Below are 16,510 nucleotides of genomic sequence, written 5' to 3'. Positions count from 1 at the left end.
CCATATTCCCTGTGCTATTTATTAGTTGAAAAACCAGAAAAAATGAAAGACCAAATCGTGTATGATTTGGTCTTCTTTGAAATTTGTCTGGTTAAACAACCTTGTTGACTCTTTGGTGACACTTCATATGTAATTTTATGGTAAAATAAAACCAAGGTCTAAATTAGGAGGTTATTTAATGGAAGAATTTATGGGTCTATTACTAGGTTCATTGAATTTGTTTTACCCTTTGTTAATTGCTTCAATTATTATATTGATATATGCATGGATAAAGAAATCATGGATTGGCATATTGGTTAGTGCCATTTTAATCTACCCTGTTGCTTGGTTATTTAGTGGCTACCCACCTTTTCCCTGGGCAAAATTTATTCCGTTACTTCTAGTCATATTGGCAGTCATTTTTTATCTTAAGAAAAATCCGTTAAGATCCTAGGTGATTAAGAAGGGGAGTTTTAGAGAACAGTTTAGATTCTTTACTATTCCATACTAATATTGATACTTCCCCCTCCGGTAACTTCATGCATGCCTACAAGTTCCACTATCAAATGATCGTGAAGAAAAGGTCTGTCTATTTTCCAAGTTAAAGAGAACTTTTGCGTTTCATTAAACTTGTTTTCTTTATTTTCATTTATATCGTACCCAATGAGTCGTCGCTCCCACCAAGTCTCAGTTCCTGTGGGAATAAGCCAAAACAGCACCGTTTCTGTGTTCTTGGCTTCTACAGAAATAGTGATTTCTTTCGTACCCTTCGGTATGGTAACCCAGTTATTATCTTCAGGTATATTTGTATATACTGTCTTAATAACTTTTGGCGGTGGAACATTAACCTCATTGTTTACAGTCATATAACCCCAATTGAATAAAACACTTAAAGAAATGATTGTTTTTAAAATCAACCTACTTATCACCTCACAATGAATAGTATGGTCTTCTTTAGGGGAACTATGTGTTTTCGTAGAGGGTCTTTACCAAATGGCATCATATTAAAAAGACATTGAAACAAGTCAATGTCTTTTGTATGGTGTCTATTATAGTTCAATATCTACTCCGATACTGTCCACACGCCCAACCTCTCGAATAAATGCTGCAACAGCCTGATGATCTTCATTTACCGTATAAGCATCTAATGCAGCCTGATCCTCAAAGCGAACCATAAGGATCACTTGGAACTCCTTACTTTTTTCAGCTATATTTAGCCCTGCTTGAATTTCAACTATTCCTGTTAAGACGGTTTCTAGTGCTTTAAAACGGTTAACAACCTCAACTAGTTGCTCTTGTGTCGTGGTTTCCGCAAATTTCACAAGTACAGTACGTTGAATCATATATAATTCCCTCGATTCTAATTAATTTTGCTTTTTTATTTTACATGTTAGATTGTCCAGTATCAATTATCCAACATGGGCATGTCCTTTTAATTCTCTATAGACATCCAAAGGAGATGAATAAGTTGGATAAAAATTATACAGACAAACATTTTTGTATACCTTTTCCCATACAATTCTTTTAGAGGTGATTAAAGGTGGCTAGAGTAAAATACAACAACAGCGACATTGACTTGATTGCTAGGATGATGCGAGCGGAAGCTGAGGGCGAAGGAAAACTAGGGATGCTCATGGTAGGTAATGTTATCGTAAACCGACTTAGGGCCAATTGTTTGGATTTTAAAGATCTAAGGTCCATACGAGACGTGATTTACCAAGTTCAAGGAGGAAATTACTCTTTTGAAGCCGTACAAAAAGGCAACCTTTTTTATAATCCAGCAAGAGCTGTAGAAAGAAGATTAGCCGAACAAACCTTAAAATACTGGAGAGAACATCCTTCTAAGTATGCTCTTTGGTATTTTAATCCGTTTGGTGAATGTCCCCCTACATGGTACAATCAACCCTTCACAGGACGATATAAATTACATTGTTATTATGAGCCAATCGCTAATACATGCGAAGGTGCCTATAGTTAGAAATAACACCCCACAAAAATGTGGGGTGTTCCCTTTTGAAATATCATCCCATCGGAGTACAAATTTCAATATAATGTCCATCCGGGTCCTCTACATACGCTACGGTTTGTCCCCAAGGTTTTTCCATTGGCTCCATTAATATAGATACTCCCGCCACTCGGAGCTTTTCGACCACACCTGGAACATCTTTTGTAACAAACCCAAGTTCAAAAGTTTGTTCCTTTCGTAGCCCATCGGGAATGGGTAGGTTCGTTACCTCTCTTCCACCTGCTCGAGTGTTCATCGAAAGAATCGTGGACCCTGTGTTGTATTCTATGTATGACCCATATTCTCCTCTAAGCTCTAACCCAAGTAGATCACCGTAAAAATGTTTAGTTTTTACTAAGTCATCTACATACAAAATCACATAACCCATTTTAAGTTCCATCATTTCACACCTTCTCTTATGTATTATAATTGATGCTGAATCCAGACATTAGGTTCAACATAAACAGCCTTATTGTTCTCAATATCCACCTTTAGTGGAACTAGCCCACCCTAAAAGGTACTGAGCAGAAATAGGTAACTTCAAGCTGATCCAGCTTTTCCACTCTGAAACCGATGCCTCTATGACCATAGATGCTTCTGCCATTTTCTCCATTTCAGCACCTGTCTTACAGTGTACCCGTATCCATGGATCAAACGGTCGTTCCTTTAATGTAACAATCTGATTGTCCACATCATGCATCCCCAAGTAGCTATAATACTTTAAATATATATGTAAAATTTGGCATTCGCAATGGGACCTGTTGACTTAATGTCTGAGAAATCATAAAAATAGGAACTAACATTAAATATTAGTTCCCCCTTTAGTATAAATTTTTAAAAACGTGCATTAACAACCAATCTTAATACCTACTTACACTAAAAAAATCAACAAAATTGGTACTAGCTTATCCAATCACCTTCAACCCAATAGCACCCGCAATAATCATCCCAATAAAAAAGACTCTTTTGCGATCCCTTGATTCCCCGAAAAAAAGCATCCCCAATAGTACACTTCCGGCAGCTCCAATTCCGGTCCAAATTCCATACCCTGTTCCAATGGGGATTTCTAATAGGGCTTTTGAAAGAAAGTAAAAGCTAAGCCCGCCTGAAACAACAGAGAGCGCGGTATACCGGTGGCGAGTAAATCCCTCCGATAGCTTCATAAAAATGACAAACCCAATTTCACCAATTCCTGCAATGATTAAATAGATCCACGCCACTTTAATTCTCCCCTACTCTTTCAGTCTCTTCATCCGGGGTGGTCATCTTCAAGCCAATAATTCCACCTAACAACAAACTTAGGAATAAAACTTTTAGCCACCCTCCGCTTTCATTTAGAAAAACCATCCCGACAATCGCCGTTCCTGCTGCCCCTATCCCGGTAAAGATGGCATACGCCGTCCCAATTGGAATGGTTTTTATTGATTTTGAAAAAAGCGTAAAGCTAACCAGTATGAGAATGATTGTAATAATAGTAGGAATTACCTCTGTAAATCCCTTTGAATATTTCAGGCCGAATGCCCAGCCTATTTCACTTAGACCAGCTAACAATAAGTAGAACCAAGCCATTTTTTAAACCCCTTACGAAAGTTATAGTAATAAACCTGCCCCATGCCCGGCATAAAATCTTCAAAATGACGCGTAACGTGGGCAAATTGCCGCGTAGCTCTCTAAAAAGCCGCATACCTTTAAAAAAAGTCTCATAAATCTTAAAATTGACGCATACCACTGATTGCGAAAACTCCCGTAGTGATACATATGCTGATAAATCTGATCATGTAAACTCCATTAGTGACATCACATACCTAGATGAAGTTAACGTATTAATACCAAAATTAATAAATTACTCCCCCAAATATACCAAATCCAAGCCACAAAATAAAAAAATCCCCCTTTTTATAGGGAGATGCTCTGATTTTCACCTTTCACTGTCCACTCATGAACAATTGTAATACCCTCTTCTTGAAGTGCTCGTATCGCCTGTGAGAAGTTCAACTCTTCATCCAATATACTAACTTCTATCGAACGATATGTTTTCTCTTGCTTAGAATCATGAAAAATTTCATCATGAATAGCATCCATAAAATGACGATAAGCATCTTTATTTTCCCATAGAGCAATAATATGAGCCTTATCCACTTTCCATCCGCCAATCTGACAAACAAAACCGGGAACAGCACTTAATTTTCCCCAGTCAATCTGAGCTTTGTGGAAATGTTCTTTCTGACTCTTATCAACAGTACAAGTAATCCGCTTAATCAGCATGTCCAAGTACCTCGTCTTTATGGGATGTATCTCCTTCAAGAATAAGGTCCATTTTTCCATTTTGAATTTTAATAATTGACAGGCTTGTTCCATTAATAAAAGGTGGATCCCAAAGAGTATCCAACGTATTATTTTTACAAATCATCAGTAATGTTTTAATCACAACAGCATGACTAACGACGAGTACATTCCCAGACTGATAGGTTTTCTCGATATCTTTAATTACCGTTTCCACTCGTGACTTTACATCATAAAAGCTTTCTCCTGGATCATTTCTAAATTCCAGTGGGTTATTCCAAAAGTTATCAAAATCATTGGGGGCCATTGCTTTTATTTCATCATGAGTCTTCCCTTCCCAAGTAGCCAAGTGGATTTCCTTCAAACGCTCATCTTTCTTTAATGGGAGAGTTCGATCTCCTATAATTTTTTCAGACGTTTGCATCGTTCTAACACTTGGACTTGAAATCACGGCTTCAAATTCTACAGAAGCTAACCTTTTACCAAGTAATTCGGCATGAAGGAGACCCTCTGCCGTTAAATTGGAGTCTAGATGCCCTTGCATCCTTTTCTGTACATTCCATTCTGTTTCACCGTGTCTAGTAACATATAAATATAACATTATTCCTTCTCCAATCTATGCGGGATGAATCTCGTGGTAAAAATAACCCGCACACTTCTTAACCTCGTCTTCCACACTATGATCATAAGCAATAATAAAACAAGTTGAAGGTCCAGCGGATTTCGCAACATCTAGCTCGGCAACAATCTCACATATCTCTACCTCAGGAAACATTTGTTTAACCTCAAGCAAAATCCCTTTTGATCCTACAGGCCAAACCGTCACACCTTCCATACTAGAAAGCTCTTTAAAAAGTGAAAGAGGTGCAACCCGTTCCCCCATAGTCACAACTTCATTTCCTACTAACGGCATTCCTATGACTGCTAGATTTACTTGATCGAAGATTGGTCTAACACGCTTTTTAACTTCTCTTTTCCCAACCACAATCATCCCAACAGCAGATTGCATGAGAGAAAAATTACTCTCTGAACTTCCGGTAATTGGAATTTTAAGCATACTGACTTCTTCTAGTCCTTGTTTGACTCCTTTTACAAGCGCCCCCCAACTCTCGTCCCCTGAAAAGTTATGAATGACAACCGAGATCGGAGTCGCACCAGCCGCTAAACATTCCATTATTGCTACTCTAAGAGAATAATAGCCAACCACATCATAGGGAACTTTCACGAAGTCCCCCTCTTTTAAGCCAATTCCACCGCTATTATCGGTAGCCAATACCAACTCCTCTTTCTCACTAAAAGGAACCACTGTTACATTTCTCATTTCCTAGCTTCTCCCTGCTGAAATTGACGTGAAACAGTCATAAGTCTTGGTGCCAAAAGAAGGGCTAAACCAATATTAAGTAAGGACCCAACTAAAAGGGAGGGAACAATCCCCATATAGAAGGCTTTACTTATGAAAAATATGAACGGCAGTGGAGCAGCAAATGTGTTTCCTAAAACAAATAACGATCCTGCCAACACCTTTTTTCCTTGTTGGTATAACCTACCGTAAATCCAGACAAGTAGGCTCATTTCAAGTGCGATAAGGATATGGAAAGGCCCGAGCGGGAGCCCTCCCACAAGAGCTGACACTAGATGACCTATTCCAGCCACAACTGCACCCAAACCCCCACCAAATAAACTCGCAGCAATTAACGCAGGAAAGGCATCAAGGGCAATACTGCCTACAACCGCAGGAATTTTTAACATTGACCCTACAACTGAAAGGGCAATTAGAAGTGCTAGCCAGCTAATCTTCCTTCCAGCCATTATTTATCCTCCTTGCGCTTCCCTTCTCTAAAAACCTTCGCGCTTCTTACATACTCAACATCTTTTACATTCAAGCGGAAATTCACTACTCTAGCAAGGGCGAAGAAATAATCTGAAAGTCTGTTTAAGTATTGTAAGCACACTTTCGGTGTTTCTGGATCAACTTTGCGTAAGCTTACCACTAATCTCTCTGCTCTTCTTGTTACCGTTCTTGCAATATGAATAGATGCGGAAGGCTTCGATCCTCCTGGTAAAATAAATCGCTCTAATTCAGGAGCCTCTTTAATAAATTCATCTATTTTCGTTTCTAAGTACTCAATAGACTCTTCTTTCAGTTTCGGTTCTCTTTTATCAGTTACCGTAGCTAAGTCTCCACCACAATCAAAAAGCTCGTGCTGAATTTTTTCTAAATCATCTAACACATCTTTAAAAAGTTCACCATCTAGTTCTGTCATCGCTTGACCAACAAAACAATTCACTTCGTCTACTGTCCCGTAGGCTTCCACGCGCACATCGTCTTTATCAACTCTTCCACCTATAATACTTGTTTGCCCTTTATCACCTGTTCTAGTATAAATTCTCATTTTAAATCCCCCTTAATGGTCGTATTTATTCCATACCAAATTGCATCTACTCGACTAGAGTTTAAAGCTAATACTTGATATACCCAACCTGTTATATCACGCCACAACCGATCCTCTTTGCTAATTGGCACAATTCCTTTGCTTATATCTGTACCAATAATAATTACTTGGCGATTTTGTTTTTTATGTTCCCAGTCTATCCATTGTTCAATAATTTCACGCCATTTATCTAATGCTGTTCTGCGATTAAGCCCCGTAGCATCATTCTTGATCCATTGCTCAATGCCTTCAAATACAACACACTCGAAATGTTCTAAATTAGAAAGGTCAACGAATGTCTCACCCTTGTAGGCGGACACCCAATGGGCTTCCGGGTACTGTTTTGTTACCCAGTCTCTTTTTCCGTTAAAGGCACCACCCGTAACAAAGTGCATCGATCTCCCCTCCTAATCCCACTTAAATCAAACGTTAATTCAAAGCCATTTCCATGTGGGGTGCTCCACTCCCAGAAGTTCTTCTCTTCAGGAGCAAACCTTGTTAGTAAATATTTTATGACGCCACCATGAGTCATGATAAACGCTCCGCGAGCCTGTTTTTCTAGCAAAATATCTAATATTCGGTTCCACCCCGATATAATCCTTGCGGAAAACGCCTCATACGATTCGCCACCAGGTGGAGAATATGAAAGCCAATCCTCGAGCCAACTCTTGTATTGAACATTTTCTTTTAAATCATGATAAGTTTTTCCCTCAAACTCCCCAAAGCACATCTCTCTAAACTCCGGGACAATGATTGGATCTACCTTAGGCTCCAAAAGCCTTAAAGTCGCTAAACACCTTTCTAAATCACTTGAGAAAAATAAATCATACTCCTCTGTTAAGTGAAGGCTTGCTAATCTCTTTTTCTCTTCTCCACATAGAGGGGAATCATTCCAGCCGAGGTATGCTTTCCGTTTATTTTCTTCGGTTACCCCATGACGAAATAATGTAATAACCACACGGTCATCCATAGCACTAGTTCAGTCCCTTCTACTGTTGCTCCAACTACATCCCCAGTGATCCCACCAAACCACTTTACTGATTTTCTTCGGCTAAAAAAATAGCAGGCAAAGGAAACAACCAATAGTAAAAGTGTTAAAATTAGTGCCTCCATACTCACTAAGGAGATCAGTCCCAGGATTAGCAGAAAATAAACCGGATAAATGAATAGCACATTGGAATCAGCGGCTTTTTGAAACAGCAAGGCTAATCCTTCATCCTTTGCAGATTTCACTGTAACTAAAACAGCTCCCATTATTCCTTTACTTAATAAAGGGATAATTCCAATAAGTAAATAAGATAGGTTTGTTATAGAAACCGTAATCTCATAAATAAATAGAAATCGACAGCTTAATAAAATGATGATCGATATAACTCCAAAAGCTCCTACCCTAGGATCTTTCATGATCTCCAGCCGCTTTTCTTTATCACGATAAGAAAAGAACGCATCGCTTGAATCCATCCACCCGTCTAGATGGATAGCGCCTGTTAAGACGATCATAAATAGCCAAAGCATAAAAGAACTTGCAAGCGGAGAAAAAGAAGTCCATTCAATGAGTAAATACAGTAGTCCTGCATATAGAACCCCTTGTAATAACCCTAAAATAGGGAACGTTCTTACTGCTGCTCGTAAATGGAGGTGATCCATTGGCATTTCTCTATGAATGGGAATCATCGTAAAGAATTGTAGATTAATTACTAATCCTTTTAGAAAAATCATAGAGAATCACCGTCTATAATGTCTTTAACTTTTACCCAATTAAGATGAGCTTTTATTTGAGATGCCAATAGGTCATACTTCTCGTCCTTTTGGTTTTCTACATGGACGATACTTTTCAATGGAAGGTTCTTCTTTTTGCGAAGTTCATTTAACCATATATTCCGCCACTCGTCATTATGAAACAAATGGTGAAGGTAAGTTCCGATAATTTTTCCATCCTCGCCGTAATATCCTTCTTCCTTACCATTCTCTAGTTGTAAGAAGAATCCCTGCTCTTGCTCAGTTTGTCCTAAATGAATTTCATAACCTTTTACAGAAGTACTTCCTGTTAATTCTGTGCTTGGGTGATAGTTTCCTTTCACACGAACGGTCTTCTTTTCATGATAAAAATTGGTTTCAGCAGGAATGAAACCCAACCCGTTTACCTTTGTAAAAGGGACACCTGTATCCGAACCAGCTAAATCGGTAATCGTTGTTCCCAACATTTGATAGCCGCCACAAATCCCAACAATATGACCACCATTTCTTACATGATTCTCGATTAACTTATCAAGCTTTGTATCTCTTAAAAAGTTTAAATCACTTATGGTGCTTTTTGTTCCGGGTATGATTACAGCATCTGGACTACCAAATTGAGAAGGGTGTTTAACAAACCTGATCGAGACATCTTCTTCAAAAGTAAAAGGCTCTACATCACTATAATTAGAAATATAAGGTAGATGAATGACCGCAATATCCATGTTTCCATTCTGCTCCTTAGAAAATTGACTACCAATTGACAAAGAATCCTCTCCATCAATCATATGGTTATGAATATAGGGCAATACACCGAGCACAGGGATACCCGTCTTCTCCTCTAGCCACTTAACTCCATCTTCAAACAACCCGATATCCCCGCGGAATTTGTTAATGATGACTCCTTTGACTCTTTGTCTCTCCTCAGGAGTGAAAAGCTCAAGGGTCCCTACAATCGTTGCGAATACACCACCTCGGTCAATGTCTGCTACCAAAATAACCGGCACATCCGCCAACTCAGCAACTTTCATATTGACTAATTCTCTATCCTTTAGATTGATTTCAACCGGGCTACCTGCCCCTTCAATAACAACCACATCAAACTCTTTTTCTATCCTTTCGAGAGCTGTTTGAATAACCTCTATTCCTTTTTCGTAAAAAGTTTCTCGATACCCTCTTCCGGATAATGTCTCTGTTGCTTTTCCTAGTAAAACTACTTCTGACTGCATATCAGATCGGGGTTTTAATAAAATCGGGTTCATCCAAACCGTTGCTTCTGTTTTAGCTGCCTCTGCCTGAATTCCTTGGGCTCGCCCAATCTCACTTCCATCGATCGTTACGTAAGAGTTATTAGACATATTTTGAGATTTAAACGGGGCTACGTTTATTCCCTCATTGGCAAGAATCCGACAAAGAGCGGTTACTACCAAACTCTTGCCCACGTCTGAGGCAGTTCCTTGAATCATGACACCCTTCATGTGCTACCCTCCCTTCTTCATTTGCTTTGGGATACCTGCTTCAACCAAATAAGCTTCCGTCGCTTTTTCTACCAACCGTTGGTGAAGGTGTCCAATTAATCGACAATAGGTATAAACGAGCGTATTATCTAATAGCGGCTCATTAAGAACCTCGTTACTGACAACAATTAAGGTACTACAGCTTTCTGAAAGGTGTTCAATTCCCTTACAAATCCGCTCATAGATTTTTCTTTCTTGCGACTCGTATTCACCAGAAAAAAATTCATTGTTTAGAAGTGTGGTTAGACAATCTAGCAGGAGGACATCACCTTGTTTAAAACAACTGGCAAGTTCATGAACGCTTGTTTCCTTCTCCCAAGTTTTCCAGTTAGCATGACTTTCCATTCGGTCTTGCTGGTGCTTCATAATCCGCTCTTTCATTTCAGCATCGGAGTTACTTCCCGTGGCAATATAGTGAAGGGCTCCACCTATTTTTTCAGCCTTCTCAATTGCTAACCTCTCTCCAAACGAACTCTTTCCACTTCGTACACCGCCAGAAACAAAGATTAGTTCTGCTGTCTCCACTCACTCAACACCTCCATGAGTCTAGCGTTTTCTTCTTTACTTTTAACGGCAAAGCGAAGCCATCTGCCTTCTAAATTAGGAAAATTAAAAGTATGTCTTGGAACAATTCCTTTTTTTAATAAAAAATAGAATAAAGGTAATTGGTCGGTTAATGATGAATCACGTACTAGATAGAAATTCACCCTTGAAGGAGAGTATTCAAATCCTGCTTTTTCAAAAAAGCTAAATAACACTTTTCTCTCCTGAGAAATATATGTCTGTGTATGTAAAGTAAATGATTCTTCACGTAGACATTCCTCCCCTACCATCATAGCTAGAGAATTCACACTCCAATGTGGTTGATAACCTGCTAGCTTTTTAATGACAGTCCAGTTTGCCAACACATATCCTAGTCTAATCCCAGGTATGCTGTACATTTTGGTCATCGATCGTAATAGGATTAAATTGGGATACCTTTGCAACAACGGGGTAAGCGGTATATAGTCCTCTAAGAAATCATAAAAAGCTTCATCTATAACTAAGTAAGCACCGTTTTGCTCGCATTTTTCAAGTACAGCAAGAATGGTAGAATACGAGTATTGTACGCCTGTGGGGTTGTTAGGATGGCACAAAAACACTGCATTCATTTTTTCTAAGTTTAAGTCAGAGACACTCAAACCCCAGTTCGGTTCCTGAAGAAGATGATAATGAACAGTACACTTATTTACACGACAAGCCTTTTCATACTCTGAAAAAGTAGGGGAAACAATTAGCACATCTTTGCCATATAACAACCTGCCTATAAGAGTAATGAGCTCTGCGCCGCCATTTCCAAGTAAAATAGTATCTTCATGAACATTCTCTTTCTTAGCAATTAATTGCTTTAACCTCACCCCATATGGATCTGGGTAATCATTAATTTCGTTATAAAAGTCAGCCCACTTCTCCTTTAAGACTTGAGGAGGACCTAGAGGGTTAATATTGGCACTAAAATCTATGTAATCAAGTGGTAAACTCAAACCCAATTCTTGATATAAATATTGAGGGTTAGATCCATGAGAAGGCCATTTCAATGATGATTCCTCCTATCCACAATGCTAGTAAAAATAGAAAAGCCGTTCTTCCTAAAATGCTATTAGTTTTAATAATATGACTTTTCTCCAATGGAACGAGTGGGTCACCCATTTTAGCTCGATTCGAAATAAGTCCTTTATAATAATTAATGCCGCCCAGTTGTATACCTAATAATGCTGCTACGGCTGCTTCGCCCCAGCCACTATTCGGACTAGGATGTCTTCTGGCATCACGGAACAGGATTTCCCATGCCTTCTTGGAACTTATTCTATCTGGTCGATGCCCAACTAACATGATAAAACCTGTAAGTCTGCTAGGAATCCAGTTTACAAGGTCATCCAATCTAGCAGAAGCCCAGCCAAATTCAAGATACTTTTCATTTTTATAGCCAACCATAGAATCACATGTATTTATAGCCCGATACACCATGGCCAGTGGTGCGCCACCTATCAACGCCCAAAAAAGAGGAGCTGTTACTCCATCGCTCGTATTTTCTGCAACGGTCTCAACGGTCCCTCTAACAATTTCTCCTTCTTCTAGATGGTCTGTGTCCCGCCCGACGATGTAGGAGAGCTTTTCCCTTGCCTCTGTTATATCCCCATTCTTAAGTGGGTAATACACTTCCAATGCTGCTTCTTTTAAACTCTTTTGTGCGATGGTGGTAGCAATTATAAAAGCTTCTACCATTATACCTAACACCATATGTACCTCGTATGAAATCCATACGATGAAGCCCGTAATGGTAAAGACCATTAGTAAAACAAAAAGGAGCATAAGCACTCCTTTTATTCTTCGAGATTCTCCTGTATTTAACCTACTTGTAAGGTTTGAAATTAGACTCCCTATCCATCTGACAGGGTGAGGGTATTTGGGTGGATCCCCGATGATTAAGTCTAAAAAGTATGCCAATGTGATAGCTAATAAGTGTGAGATCATAATCCTTGCTTCCTTTTACGGTATTTTACAATGGCCTCTGTTGTGCACTCGTAGATTCCTTTTCCTATTAACTGTCCTAGTGCGGTAATGGGGCCAGCATAATCAAGTAATCTTCCTTTTTGTGTGGAAGCGATGAGAATACTATCCGTTGACGTGCCCGTTGCTATCGTCTTCGTTACAGAATCCAACACCTGTTGGTCCTGCATGACCTTTACTTTCGCTTCAGTAGCCGTCATAATGCTCTGGATAAAAGCTTCTTCTGTTAATTGGCCATTCACAAATAGCCATGTATTTATGGTACCAGGCTTTAGCGAAAAGGCATGCATGCCACCTTTAGAAGCATCAATGGCATTCCCCACTCCAGCTGTTACCACTACCATGACGGAAAAATCATCTTCTTTATAAAGCTTATATGATACATCTGCTAGCATCACAGCAGTCATCATTCCCACTGTTTCAGATGGTTCAAATCCGTGATTCCTTAAATACTCCACCATCTCTACTCGATGATCACTACAATTATAATCCATTCCCACATGGCGATTGACAAACGTTTGATGCCAACCAGTTCCCGAACCAACTACTCCAGAAGACATAGTTCTTAAAGGAATGGGTGATTGAAGAACAATTTTTTCATCAGAAAATTCCAGCAACTCTGGGTTAATGGAGATGGAAGATACCTCTGCATGCTTTTGCCACTCTGGCATAAGGACCATTTGAGGGGCTGGCACCTTCGGATGAGGTTGCTTTTCTATTTCTGTGTCGTATACTTTGTTGATTCGCTCTTCCTTTAAGACCTCGTTAGGCGTGTGGTTAATATTAATTGTACCCCTCTCGAGCAGAAGCAAGCGATCACAGTAAAGACCTGCCAAATTTAAATCATGGAAAATAGAAATGACTGTTAAACCTCGTTCTTTCGTCCACTTTTTCAGAAGGTCTAAAAGTTCCTTTTGATAGGAAAGATCTAAATGGTTGGTAGGCTCGTCTAAAAGTAAAATTTCAGGCTCCTGTGCAAGTGCTTGTGCTAGATATACTCTTTGACGCTCCCCACCAGATAATTCTTGAATGTTCTTATCTTGAAATTCCGCCACTCCTGTTTGGGCCATTACTCTTTGTACGGTGTTTTCATCCTCATCACTCCAAGTTTGAAACCATCCTTTTTGATGTGCATAACGTCCAAGTGAAACGGTTTCCTTCACGGTATAAGAGAAAGCTTGTGAAGAATGCTGCGGGAGGACAGCAACAATTTTCGCAAGTTCTTTCGGTGTGTATTCAGAAAGAGTCTTACTATTTATAGAAATAGAACCATGCTTATATGCTAAAATGCCACTTATCATTTTTAGAAGGGTTGTTTTTCCACTACCATTTGGACCTAAAATGCCAAACAGCTCTCCTTTTTCAACTTCAAAGGAAATATCCTTTAAAATCGACTCGCCTGTATATCCTCCAGATAAATGTTTTACATGTAGCATGTTCGTCACTTCTTTCAGTTTGTCTATGATATTCTTTGAACCTCTTACGTTCTTCTTTTTATAAGTATAACAGCAAATACCGGTGCGCCGACCAATGCCGTGATTACACCAATAGGAAGCTCCGTCGGGGAGATAACCGTCCTAGCAACAAGATCGGCTAATATTAAAAAGCTGCTTCCGGTTAAGATGGAAAGAGGAAGCAAATGTTTATGGTCTGGGCCCCATAATAATCTCGTAAGGTGAGGAATCACTAGCCCTACAAATCCAATCGTTCCGGATACCGCTACAGCAGCTCCGGTTAATATCGAACCTGCTGTTAATATCGTTAATTTTCTTCGTTGAACATTAACCCCTAAATGATGGGCTCGATCTTCGCCAAATGACATGGCATTTAGTTCTTTTCCGTTCAATAGGAGGATGATGGATCCCATGATAAAGAAAGGTAGGATGATTTTAATATAAGCCCATCCTCTCATCGACACGCTACCTAATAGCCATCCGATAATTTGTCTTAACTCTTCACCTGTTAGGGCAATCATTAGAGAAATAAGTGCTCCTAAAAAAGAACTAAAGATAATGCCAGTTAGAATAATCGTTTCCACTTTCATGGACCGCTCAATTTTTTGAGCAAATGCTAATACAAGAAAAATCGTAATAAAGGAAAATAGGATACTTAATAATGGTAATGTATAGGAGCCAATAAAAGGGATAGAAATTTGAAAAAACAGGGTCAGTACAGCCCCTACAGACGCACCTGATGATACACCTAATGTGTAAGGATCTGCTAAAGGATTTCTTAAGAGACCTTGAAAGGCCGCACCCGCAATTGCGAGTGCCGCCCCTACAAGACCTGCTAAAATAACTCGAGGTAAACGTATATTTTGAACGATATTTATATGCATAGGATCAATACCATCTAAAGCTATAAATGGGAATAGCTCAGATCCTATTATTTTTATAATACTCATAATCGGAACTGGCACTGTACCGATTGAAATCCCTAGTAGCAATGAAGCTACTAGGAATGCTAGAGCCAGTAAATAGGCGATGAATTTATTATTGGTTAAATACATCCGGGTAAACAGCCTTTGCAAGTTCCTCTACTCCCTCAATAAGCCTTGGGCCAGTACGGCTAACTAAATCAGAGTGAATATCAACTACTTGACTATTCACAACAGCACTTACATTTTGCCAACCTTCTCTAGTTGTTACTTGGCCAACAGGATCTTCTGAATAATAACCATATGTTGTAACAATTACATCTGGGTTACGCTCAATAATTGCCTCTTGGTCCACTTGTACCCAGCCTTCTTGATCATTAAGAACATTATCAGCGTTGATAATTGTTAACATTTCGTCCATGAATGTGTTTTTCGCTGGACTATAAATCTCTGGAGCTGGTGATACTTCAATAAATACTGATTTTTTTTCAGTCACTTCAGCAGCTTTTGTTTTTATTTCTTCAAGTTTTTCTTTAATGTTTGCAACCAAGGTAGTAGCAGATTCTTGTTCACCAGTTGCTTTTCCAATCATCTCGATTGATTCAAATACTTGATCAAAGTTTTGTGCATCATTTACAACAAGCACAGCAATACCAGAGTCTCTTAATTGCTGAAGACCTTCTGTTGAGTTGTGTGCACTTGAAGCATGTGCTAACACCAAATCAGGTGCTAAAGAAATGATTTTTTCGACGTTCATTTCCATTCCGCCGATTTTTTCTTTATTTGCTGTTTCTTCAGGGTAATTATCATAGTCAGAGACTCCAACTATTTCTTCTGCCAACCCTAATTCAAAAGCAATTTCAGTGTTACTAGGAATAAGTGAAACAATCTTTTCTGGCTTCGCTTCAATCACTACGTCTTCGTCAATTGCATCTTTAATGGTTACAGGAAAAGCAGGTTCTTCTACCTTTTCAACCTGTTCACCAGCATCTTTTTCTTCAACCGGCGCTGTTTCTTCTTCCCCACAACCAGCTAGAATTCCAACTGAAAGCAGCATTAAAAATAATAATGAGTATAACTTTTTCATTTATAAAGCCCCCTGTTTTATGTAGATAAGCTCATACAGATGAGTGTAACCAATGGCTTTTTTATTAGAAAAAAGCCATAAAAAAACATCTCCAATAGGCATGGAGATGTGTATGGATAAGAATTAATACTATTAAAAACATAGTAATTAAAGACTGCCACACACCTCCCTATCCTCGTAGGTTTTTCTGGTGCACTAGAATGAAGGCAGGTCTCCTGGCTCATGGTCATTGCAAGTTGGCACCTTCCCATACGATTGTACAGTGGTATACGTCAGCTTGCTCCCATTTACAGTGGCGGGACCGCGTTGGTTTTTCACCAACTTCCCTATTAAGTCTCATAAAGTTCAAATGAATCAAACTTTAATAAAGACACCTTATTCTGTTCATATGTATGAATTTTTCCGTCAGTTCCGATTATACACTATCAATACGTGAAGATAGCAACCATTTTTTGATAAATTTCTACAATTTTTTCAAGTGCTACTTCCCAGACCCTTAGAAGATAAGTTATTTTCCTCCTCAATTGGACATACTATGTATAAAAG

At 39.0% G+C, this 16,510-nt stretch carries 23 protein-coding genes and 1 riboswitch; of the genes, 2 read left to right on the top strand and 21 right to left on the bottom strand.

What is annotated here, in order from left to right; genetic code table 11:
- Positions 1 to 178: 178 nt before the first annotated feature.
- Entirely contained in the window at positions 179 to 433 is a 255-nt protein-coding gene (locus ACFYKX_RS20535) for a hypothetical protein (RefSeq protein ID WP_389363155.1), read from the top strand.
- Between the two features lie 43 nt (positions 434 to 476).
- Here ACFYKX_RS20535 and ACFYKX_RS20530 read toward each other — a convergent pair whose 3' ends face one another.
- Together ACFYKX_RS20530 and ACFYKX_RS20525 are read right to left on the bottom strand one after the other, a co-directional pair.
- Complete coding sequence (locus ACFYKX_RS20530) at positions 477 to 896, bottom strand: hypothetical protein (protein WP_389363154.1); 420 nt, start codon at positions 894 to 896, stop codon at positions 477 to 479.
- A 132-nt stretch (positions 897 to 1,028) separates the two neighbouring features.
- Entirely contained in the window at positions 1,029 to 1,322 is a 294-nt protein-coding gene (locus tag ACFYKX_RS20525; RefSeq protein WP_389363152.1) for a Dabb family protein, read from the bottom strand.
- Between the two features lie 197 nt (positions 1,323 to 1,519).
- Between ACFYKX_RS20525 and ACFYKX_RS20520 the strand changes: the two genes are divergently transcribed.
- On the top strand, positions 1,520 to 1,957 hold the full coding sequence (locus ACFYKX_RS20520; protein ID WP_389363150.1) for a cell wall hydrolase: 438 nt from the start codon (positions 1,520 to 1,522) through the stop codon (positions 1,955 to 1,957).
- A 43-nt stretch (positions 1,958 to 2,000) separates the two neighbouring features.
- Here the strand turns inward: ACFYKX_RS20520 and ACFYKX_RS20515 are convergent, their stop codons facing one another.
- The 19 genes from ACFYKX_RS20515 to ACFYKX_RS20425 form a co-directional block, all read right to left on the bottom strand.
- The gene (locus tag ACFYKX_RS20515) at positions 2,001 to 2,384 is read right to left on the bottom strand and encodes a VOC family protein (protein ID WP_389363231.1); all 384 of its coding nucleotides are present in this window, start codon (positions 2,382 to 2,384) and stop codon (positions 2,001 to 2,003) included.
- Positions 2,385 to 2,462: 78 nt separating this feature from the next.
- The gene (locus ACFYKX_RS20510) at positions 2,463 to 2,675 is read right to left on the bottom strand and encodes a hypothetical protein (RefSeq protein WP_389363148.1); all 213 of its coding nucleotides are present in this window, start codon (positions 2,673 to 2,675) and stop codon (positions 2,463 to 2,465) included.
- Positions 2,676 to 2,889: 214 nt separating this feature from the next.
- Complete coding sequence (locus ACFYKX_RS20505) at positions 2,890 to 3,204, bottom strand: DMT family transporter (protein WP_389363147.1); 315 nt, start codon at positions 3,202 to 3,204, stop codon at positions 2,890 to 2,892.
- A 1-nt stretch (position 3,205) separates the two neighbouring features.
- The gene (locus tag ACFYKX_RS20500) at positions 3,206 to 3,553 is read right to left on the bottom strand and encodes a DMT family transporter (RefSeq protein ID WP_389363145.1); all 348 of its coding nucleotides are present in this window, start codon (positions 3,551 to 3,553) and stop codon (positions 3,206 to 3,208) included.
- 327 nt (positions 3,554 to 3,880) lie between these two features.
- Positions 3,881 to 4,249, bottom strand: coding sequence for a DUF4937 domain-containing protein (locus tag ACFYKX_RS20495; RefSeq protein ID WP_389363143.1), 369 nt, complete (start codon positions 4,247 to 4,249; stop codon positions 3,881 to 3,883).
- On the bottom strand, positions 4,239 to 4,868 hold the full coding sequence (locus ACFYKX_RS20490) for a histidine phosphatase family protein (protein ID WP_389363141.1): 630 nt from the start codon (positions 4,866 to 4,868) through the stop codon (positions 4,239 to 4,241). Before ACFYKX_RS20490 ends, ACFYKX_RS20495 begins: the two co-directional genes overlap by 11 nt.
- 15 nt (positions 4,869 to 4,883) lie before the next feature.
- Entirely contained in the window at positions 4,884 to 5,588 is a 705-nt protein-coding gene (locus tag ACFYKX_RS20485) for an ATP-binding protein (RefSeq protein WP_389363139.1), read from the bottom strand.
- On the bottom strand, positions 5,585 to 6,076 hold the full coding sequence (locus ACFYKX_RS20480) for an ECF transporter S component (RefSeq protein WP_389363137.1): 492 nt from the start codon (positions 6,074 to 6,076) through the stop codon (positions 5,585 to 5,587). The genes ACFYKX_RS20485 and ACFYKX_RS20480 overlap by 4 nt, the downstream gene beginning before the upstream one ends.
- Complete coding sequence (locus tag ACFYKX_RS20475; RefSeq protein ID WP_389363135.1) at positions 6,076 to 6,660, bottom strand: cob(I)yrinic acid a,c-diamide adenosyltransferase; 585 nt, start codon at positions 6,658 to 6,660, stop codon at positions 6,076 to 6,078. The genes ACFYKX_RS20480 and ACFYKX_RS20475 overlap by 1 nt, the downstream gene beginning before the upstream one ends.
- Positions 6,657 to 7,094 (bottom strand): bifunctional adenosylcobinamide kinase/adenosylcobinamide-phosphate guanylyltransferase, encoded by a 438-nt coding sequence (locus tag ACFYKX_RS20470; protein WP_389363134.1) that lies wholly within the window; start codon positions 7,092 to 7,094, stop codon positions 6,657 to 6,659. Before ACFYKX_RS20470 ends, ACFYKX_RS20475 begins: the two co-directional genes overlap by 4 nt.
- Positions 7,046 to 7,657, bottom strand: coding sequence for a histidine phosphatase family protein (locus tag ACFYKX_RS20465; protein WP_389363132.1), 612 nt, complete (start codon positions 7,655 to 7,657; stop codon positions 7,046 to 7,048). The genes ACFYKX_RS20470 and ACFYKX_RS20465 overlap by 49 nt, the downstream gene beginning before the upstream one ends.
- Positions 7,627 to 8,418 (bottom strand): adenosylcobinamide-GDP ribazoletransferase, encoded by a 792-nt coding sequence (cobS, locus tag ACFYKX_RS20460; protein WP_389363130.1) that lies wholly within the window; start codon positions 8,416 to 8,418, stop codon positions 7,627 to 7,629. The genes ACFYKX_RS20465 and cobS overlap by 31 nt, the downstream gene beginning before the upstream one ends.
- Entirely contained in the window at positions 8,415 to 9,911 is a 1,497-nt protein-coding gene (locus ACFYKX_RS20455; protein ID WP_389363128.1) for a cobyric acid synthase, read from the bottom strand. The genes cobS and ACFYKX_RS20455 overlap by 4 nt, the downstream gene beginning before the upstream one ends.
- Before the next feature lie 3 nt (positions 9,912 to 9,914).
- Positions 9,915 to 10,475, bottom strand: coding sequence for a bifunctional adenosylcobinamide kinase/adenosylcobinamide-phosphate guanylyltransferase (locus ACFYKX_RS20450; RefSeq protein WP_389363126.1), 561 nt, complete (start codon positions 10,473 to 10,475; stop codon positions 9,915 to 9,917).
- Positions 10,457 to 11,527, bottom strand: a complete 1,071-nt coding sequence (gene cobD, locus ACFYKX_RS20445) for a threonine-phosphate decarboxylase CobD (protein WP_389363124.1) — start codon at positions 11,525 to 11,527, stop codon at positions 10,457 to 10,459. Before cobD ends, ACFYKX_RS20450 begins: the two co-directional genes overlap by 19 nt.
- Positions 11,502 to 12,467, bottom strand: a complete 966-nt coding sequence (cbiB, locus tag ACFYKX_RS20440) for an adenosylcobinamide-phosphate synthase CbiB (protein ID WP_389363229.1) — start codon at positions 12,465 to 12,467, stop codon at positions 11,502 to 11,504. Before cbiB ends, cobD begins: the two co-directional genes overlap by 26 nt.
- Positions 12,461 to 13,936 (bottom strand): heme ABC transporter ATP-binding protein, encoded by a 1,476-nt coding sequence (locus ACFYKX_RS20435; RefSeq protein ID WP_389363122.1) that lies wholly within the window; start codon positions 13,934 to 13,936, stop codon positions 12,461 to 12,463. The genes cbiB and ACFYKX_RS20435 overlap by 7 nt, the downstream gene beginning before the upstream one ends.
- A 44-nt stretch (positions 13,937 to 13,980) precedes the next feature.
- Entirely contained in the window at positions 13,981 to 15,009 is a 1,029-nt protein-coding gene (locus tag ACFYKX_RS20430; RefSeq protein WP_389363227.1) for a FecCD family ABC transporter permease, read from the bottom strand.
- Positions 14,993 to 15,964, bottom strand: coding sequence for an ABC transporter substrate-binding protein (locus ACFYKX_RS20425; RefSeq protein ID WP_389363120.1), 972 nt, complete (start codon positions 15,962 to 15,964; stop codon positions 14,993 to 14,995). Before ACFYKX_RS20425 ends, ACFYKX_RS20430 begins: the two co-directional genes overlap by 17 nt.
- 187 nt (positions 15,965 to 16,151) lie before the next feature.
- Positions 16,152 to 16,357: riboswitch (cobalamin riboswitch) on the bottom strand.
- Positions 16,358 to 16,510 lie beyond the last annotated feature (153 nt).

It is taken from the genome of Cytobacillus spartinae (genome assembly GCF_042865285.1).
GTDB lineage: Bacteria > Bacillota > Bacilli > Bacillales > Cytobacillaceae > Robertmurraya_A > Robertmurraya_A spartinae.
This window is presented reverse-complemented; position numbering and strand designations above follow the sequence as displayed.

Bases quoted from the DNA above. Each gene is read 5' to 3' on its own strand.
- ACFYKX_RS20485 (WP_389363139.1), bottom strand. From the start codon at position 5,588: ATGAGAAATGTAACAGTGGTTCCTTTTAGTGAGAAAGAGGAGTTGGTA.
- ACFYKX_RS20430 (WP_389363227.1), bottom strand. From the start codon at position 15,009: ATGTATTTAACCAATAATAAATTCATCGCCTATTTACTGGCTCTAGCA.
- ACFYKX_RS20480 (WP_389363137.1), bottom strand. From the start codon at position 6,076: ATGGCTGGAAGGAAGATTAGCTGGCTAGCACTTCTAATTGCCCTTTCA.
- ACFYKX_RS20495 (WP_389363143.1), bottom strand. From the start codon at position 4,249: ATGCTGATTAAGCGGATTACTTGTACTGTTGATAAGAGTCAGAAAGAA.
- ACFYKX_RS20525 (WP_389363152.1), bottom strand. From the start codon at position 1,322: ATGATTCAACGTACTGTACTTGTGAAATTTGCGGAAACCACGACACAA.
- ACFYKX_RS20470 (WP_389363134.1), bottom strand. From the start codon at position 7,094: ATGCACTTTGTTACGGGTGGTGCCTTTAACGGAAAAAGAGACTGGGTA.
- ACFYKX_RS20435 (WP_389363122.1), bottom strand. From the start codon at position 13,936: ATGCTACATGTAAAACATTTATCTGGAGGATATACAGGCGAGTCGATT.
- ACFYKX_RS20490 (WP_389363141.1), bottom strand. From the start codon at position 4,868: ATGTTATATTTATATGTTACTAGACACGGTGAAACAGAATGGAATGTA.
- ACFYKX_RS20515 (WP_389363231.1), bottom strand. From the start codon at position 2,384: ATGGAACTTAAAATGGGTTATGTGATTTTGTATGTAGATGACTTAGTA.
- ACFYKX_RS20475 (WP_389363135.1), bottom strand. From the start codon at position 6,660: ATGAGAATTTATACTAGAACAGGTGATAAAGGGCAAACAAGTATTATA.
- ACFYKX_RS20455 (WP_389363128.1), bottom strand. From the start codon at position 9,911: ATGAAGGGTGTCATGATTCAAGGAACTGCCTCAGACGTGGGCAAGAGT.
- ACFYKX_RS20500 (WP_389363145.1), bottom strand. From the start codon at position 3,553: ATGGCTTGGTTCTACTTATTGTTAGCTGGTCTAAGTGAAATAGGCTGG.
- cobS (WP_389363130.1), bottom strand. From the start codon at position 8,418: ATGATTTTTCTAAAAGGATTAGTAATTAATCTACAATTCTTTACGATG.
- ACFYKX_RS20425 (WP_389363120.1), bottom strand. From the start codon at position 15,964: ATGAAAAAGTTATACTCATTATTATTTTTAATGCTGCTTTCAGTTGGA.
- ACFYKX_RS20535 (WP_389363155.1), top strand. From the start codon at position 179: ATGGAAGAATTTATGGGTCTATTACTAGGTTCATTGAATTTGTTTTAC.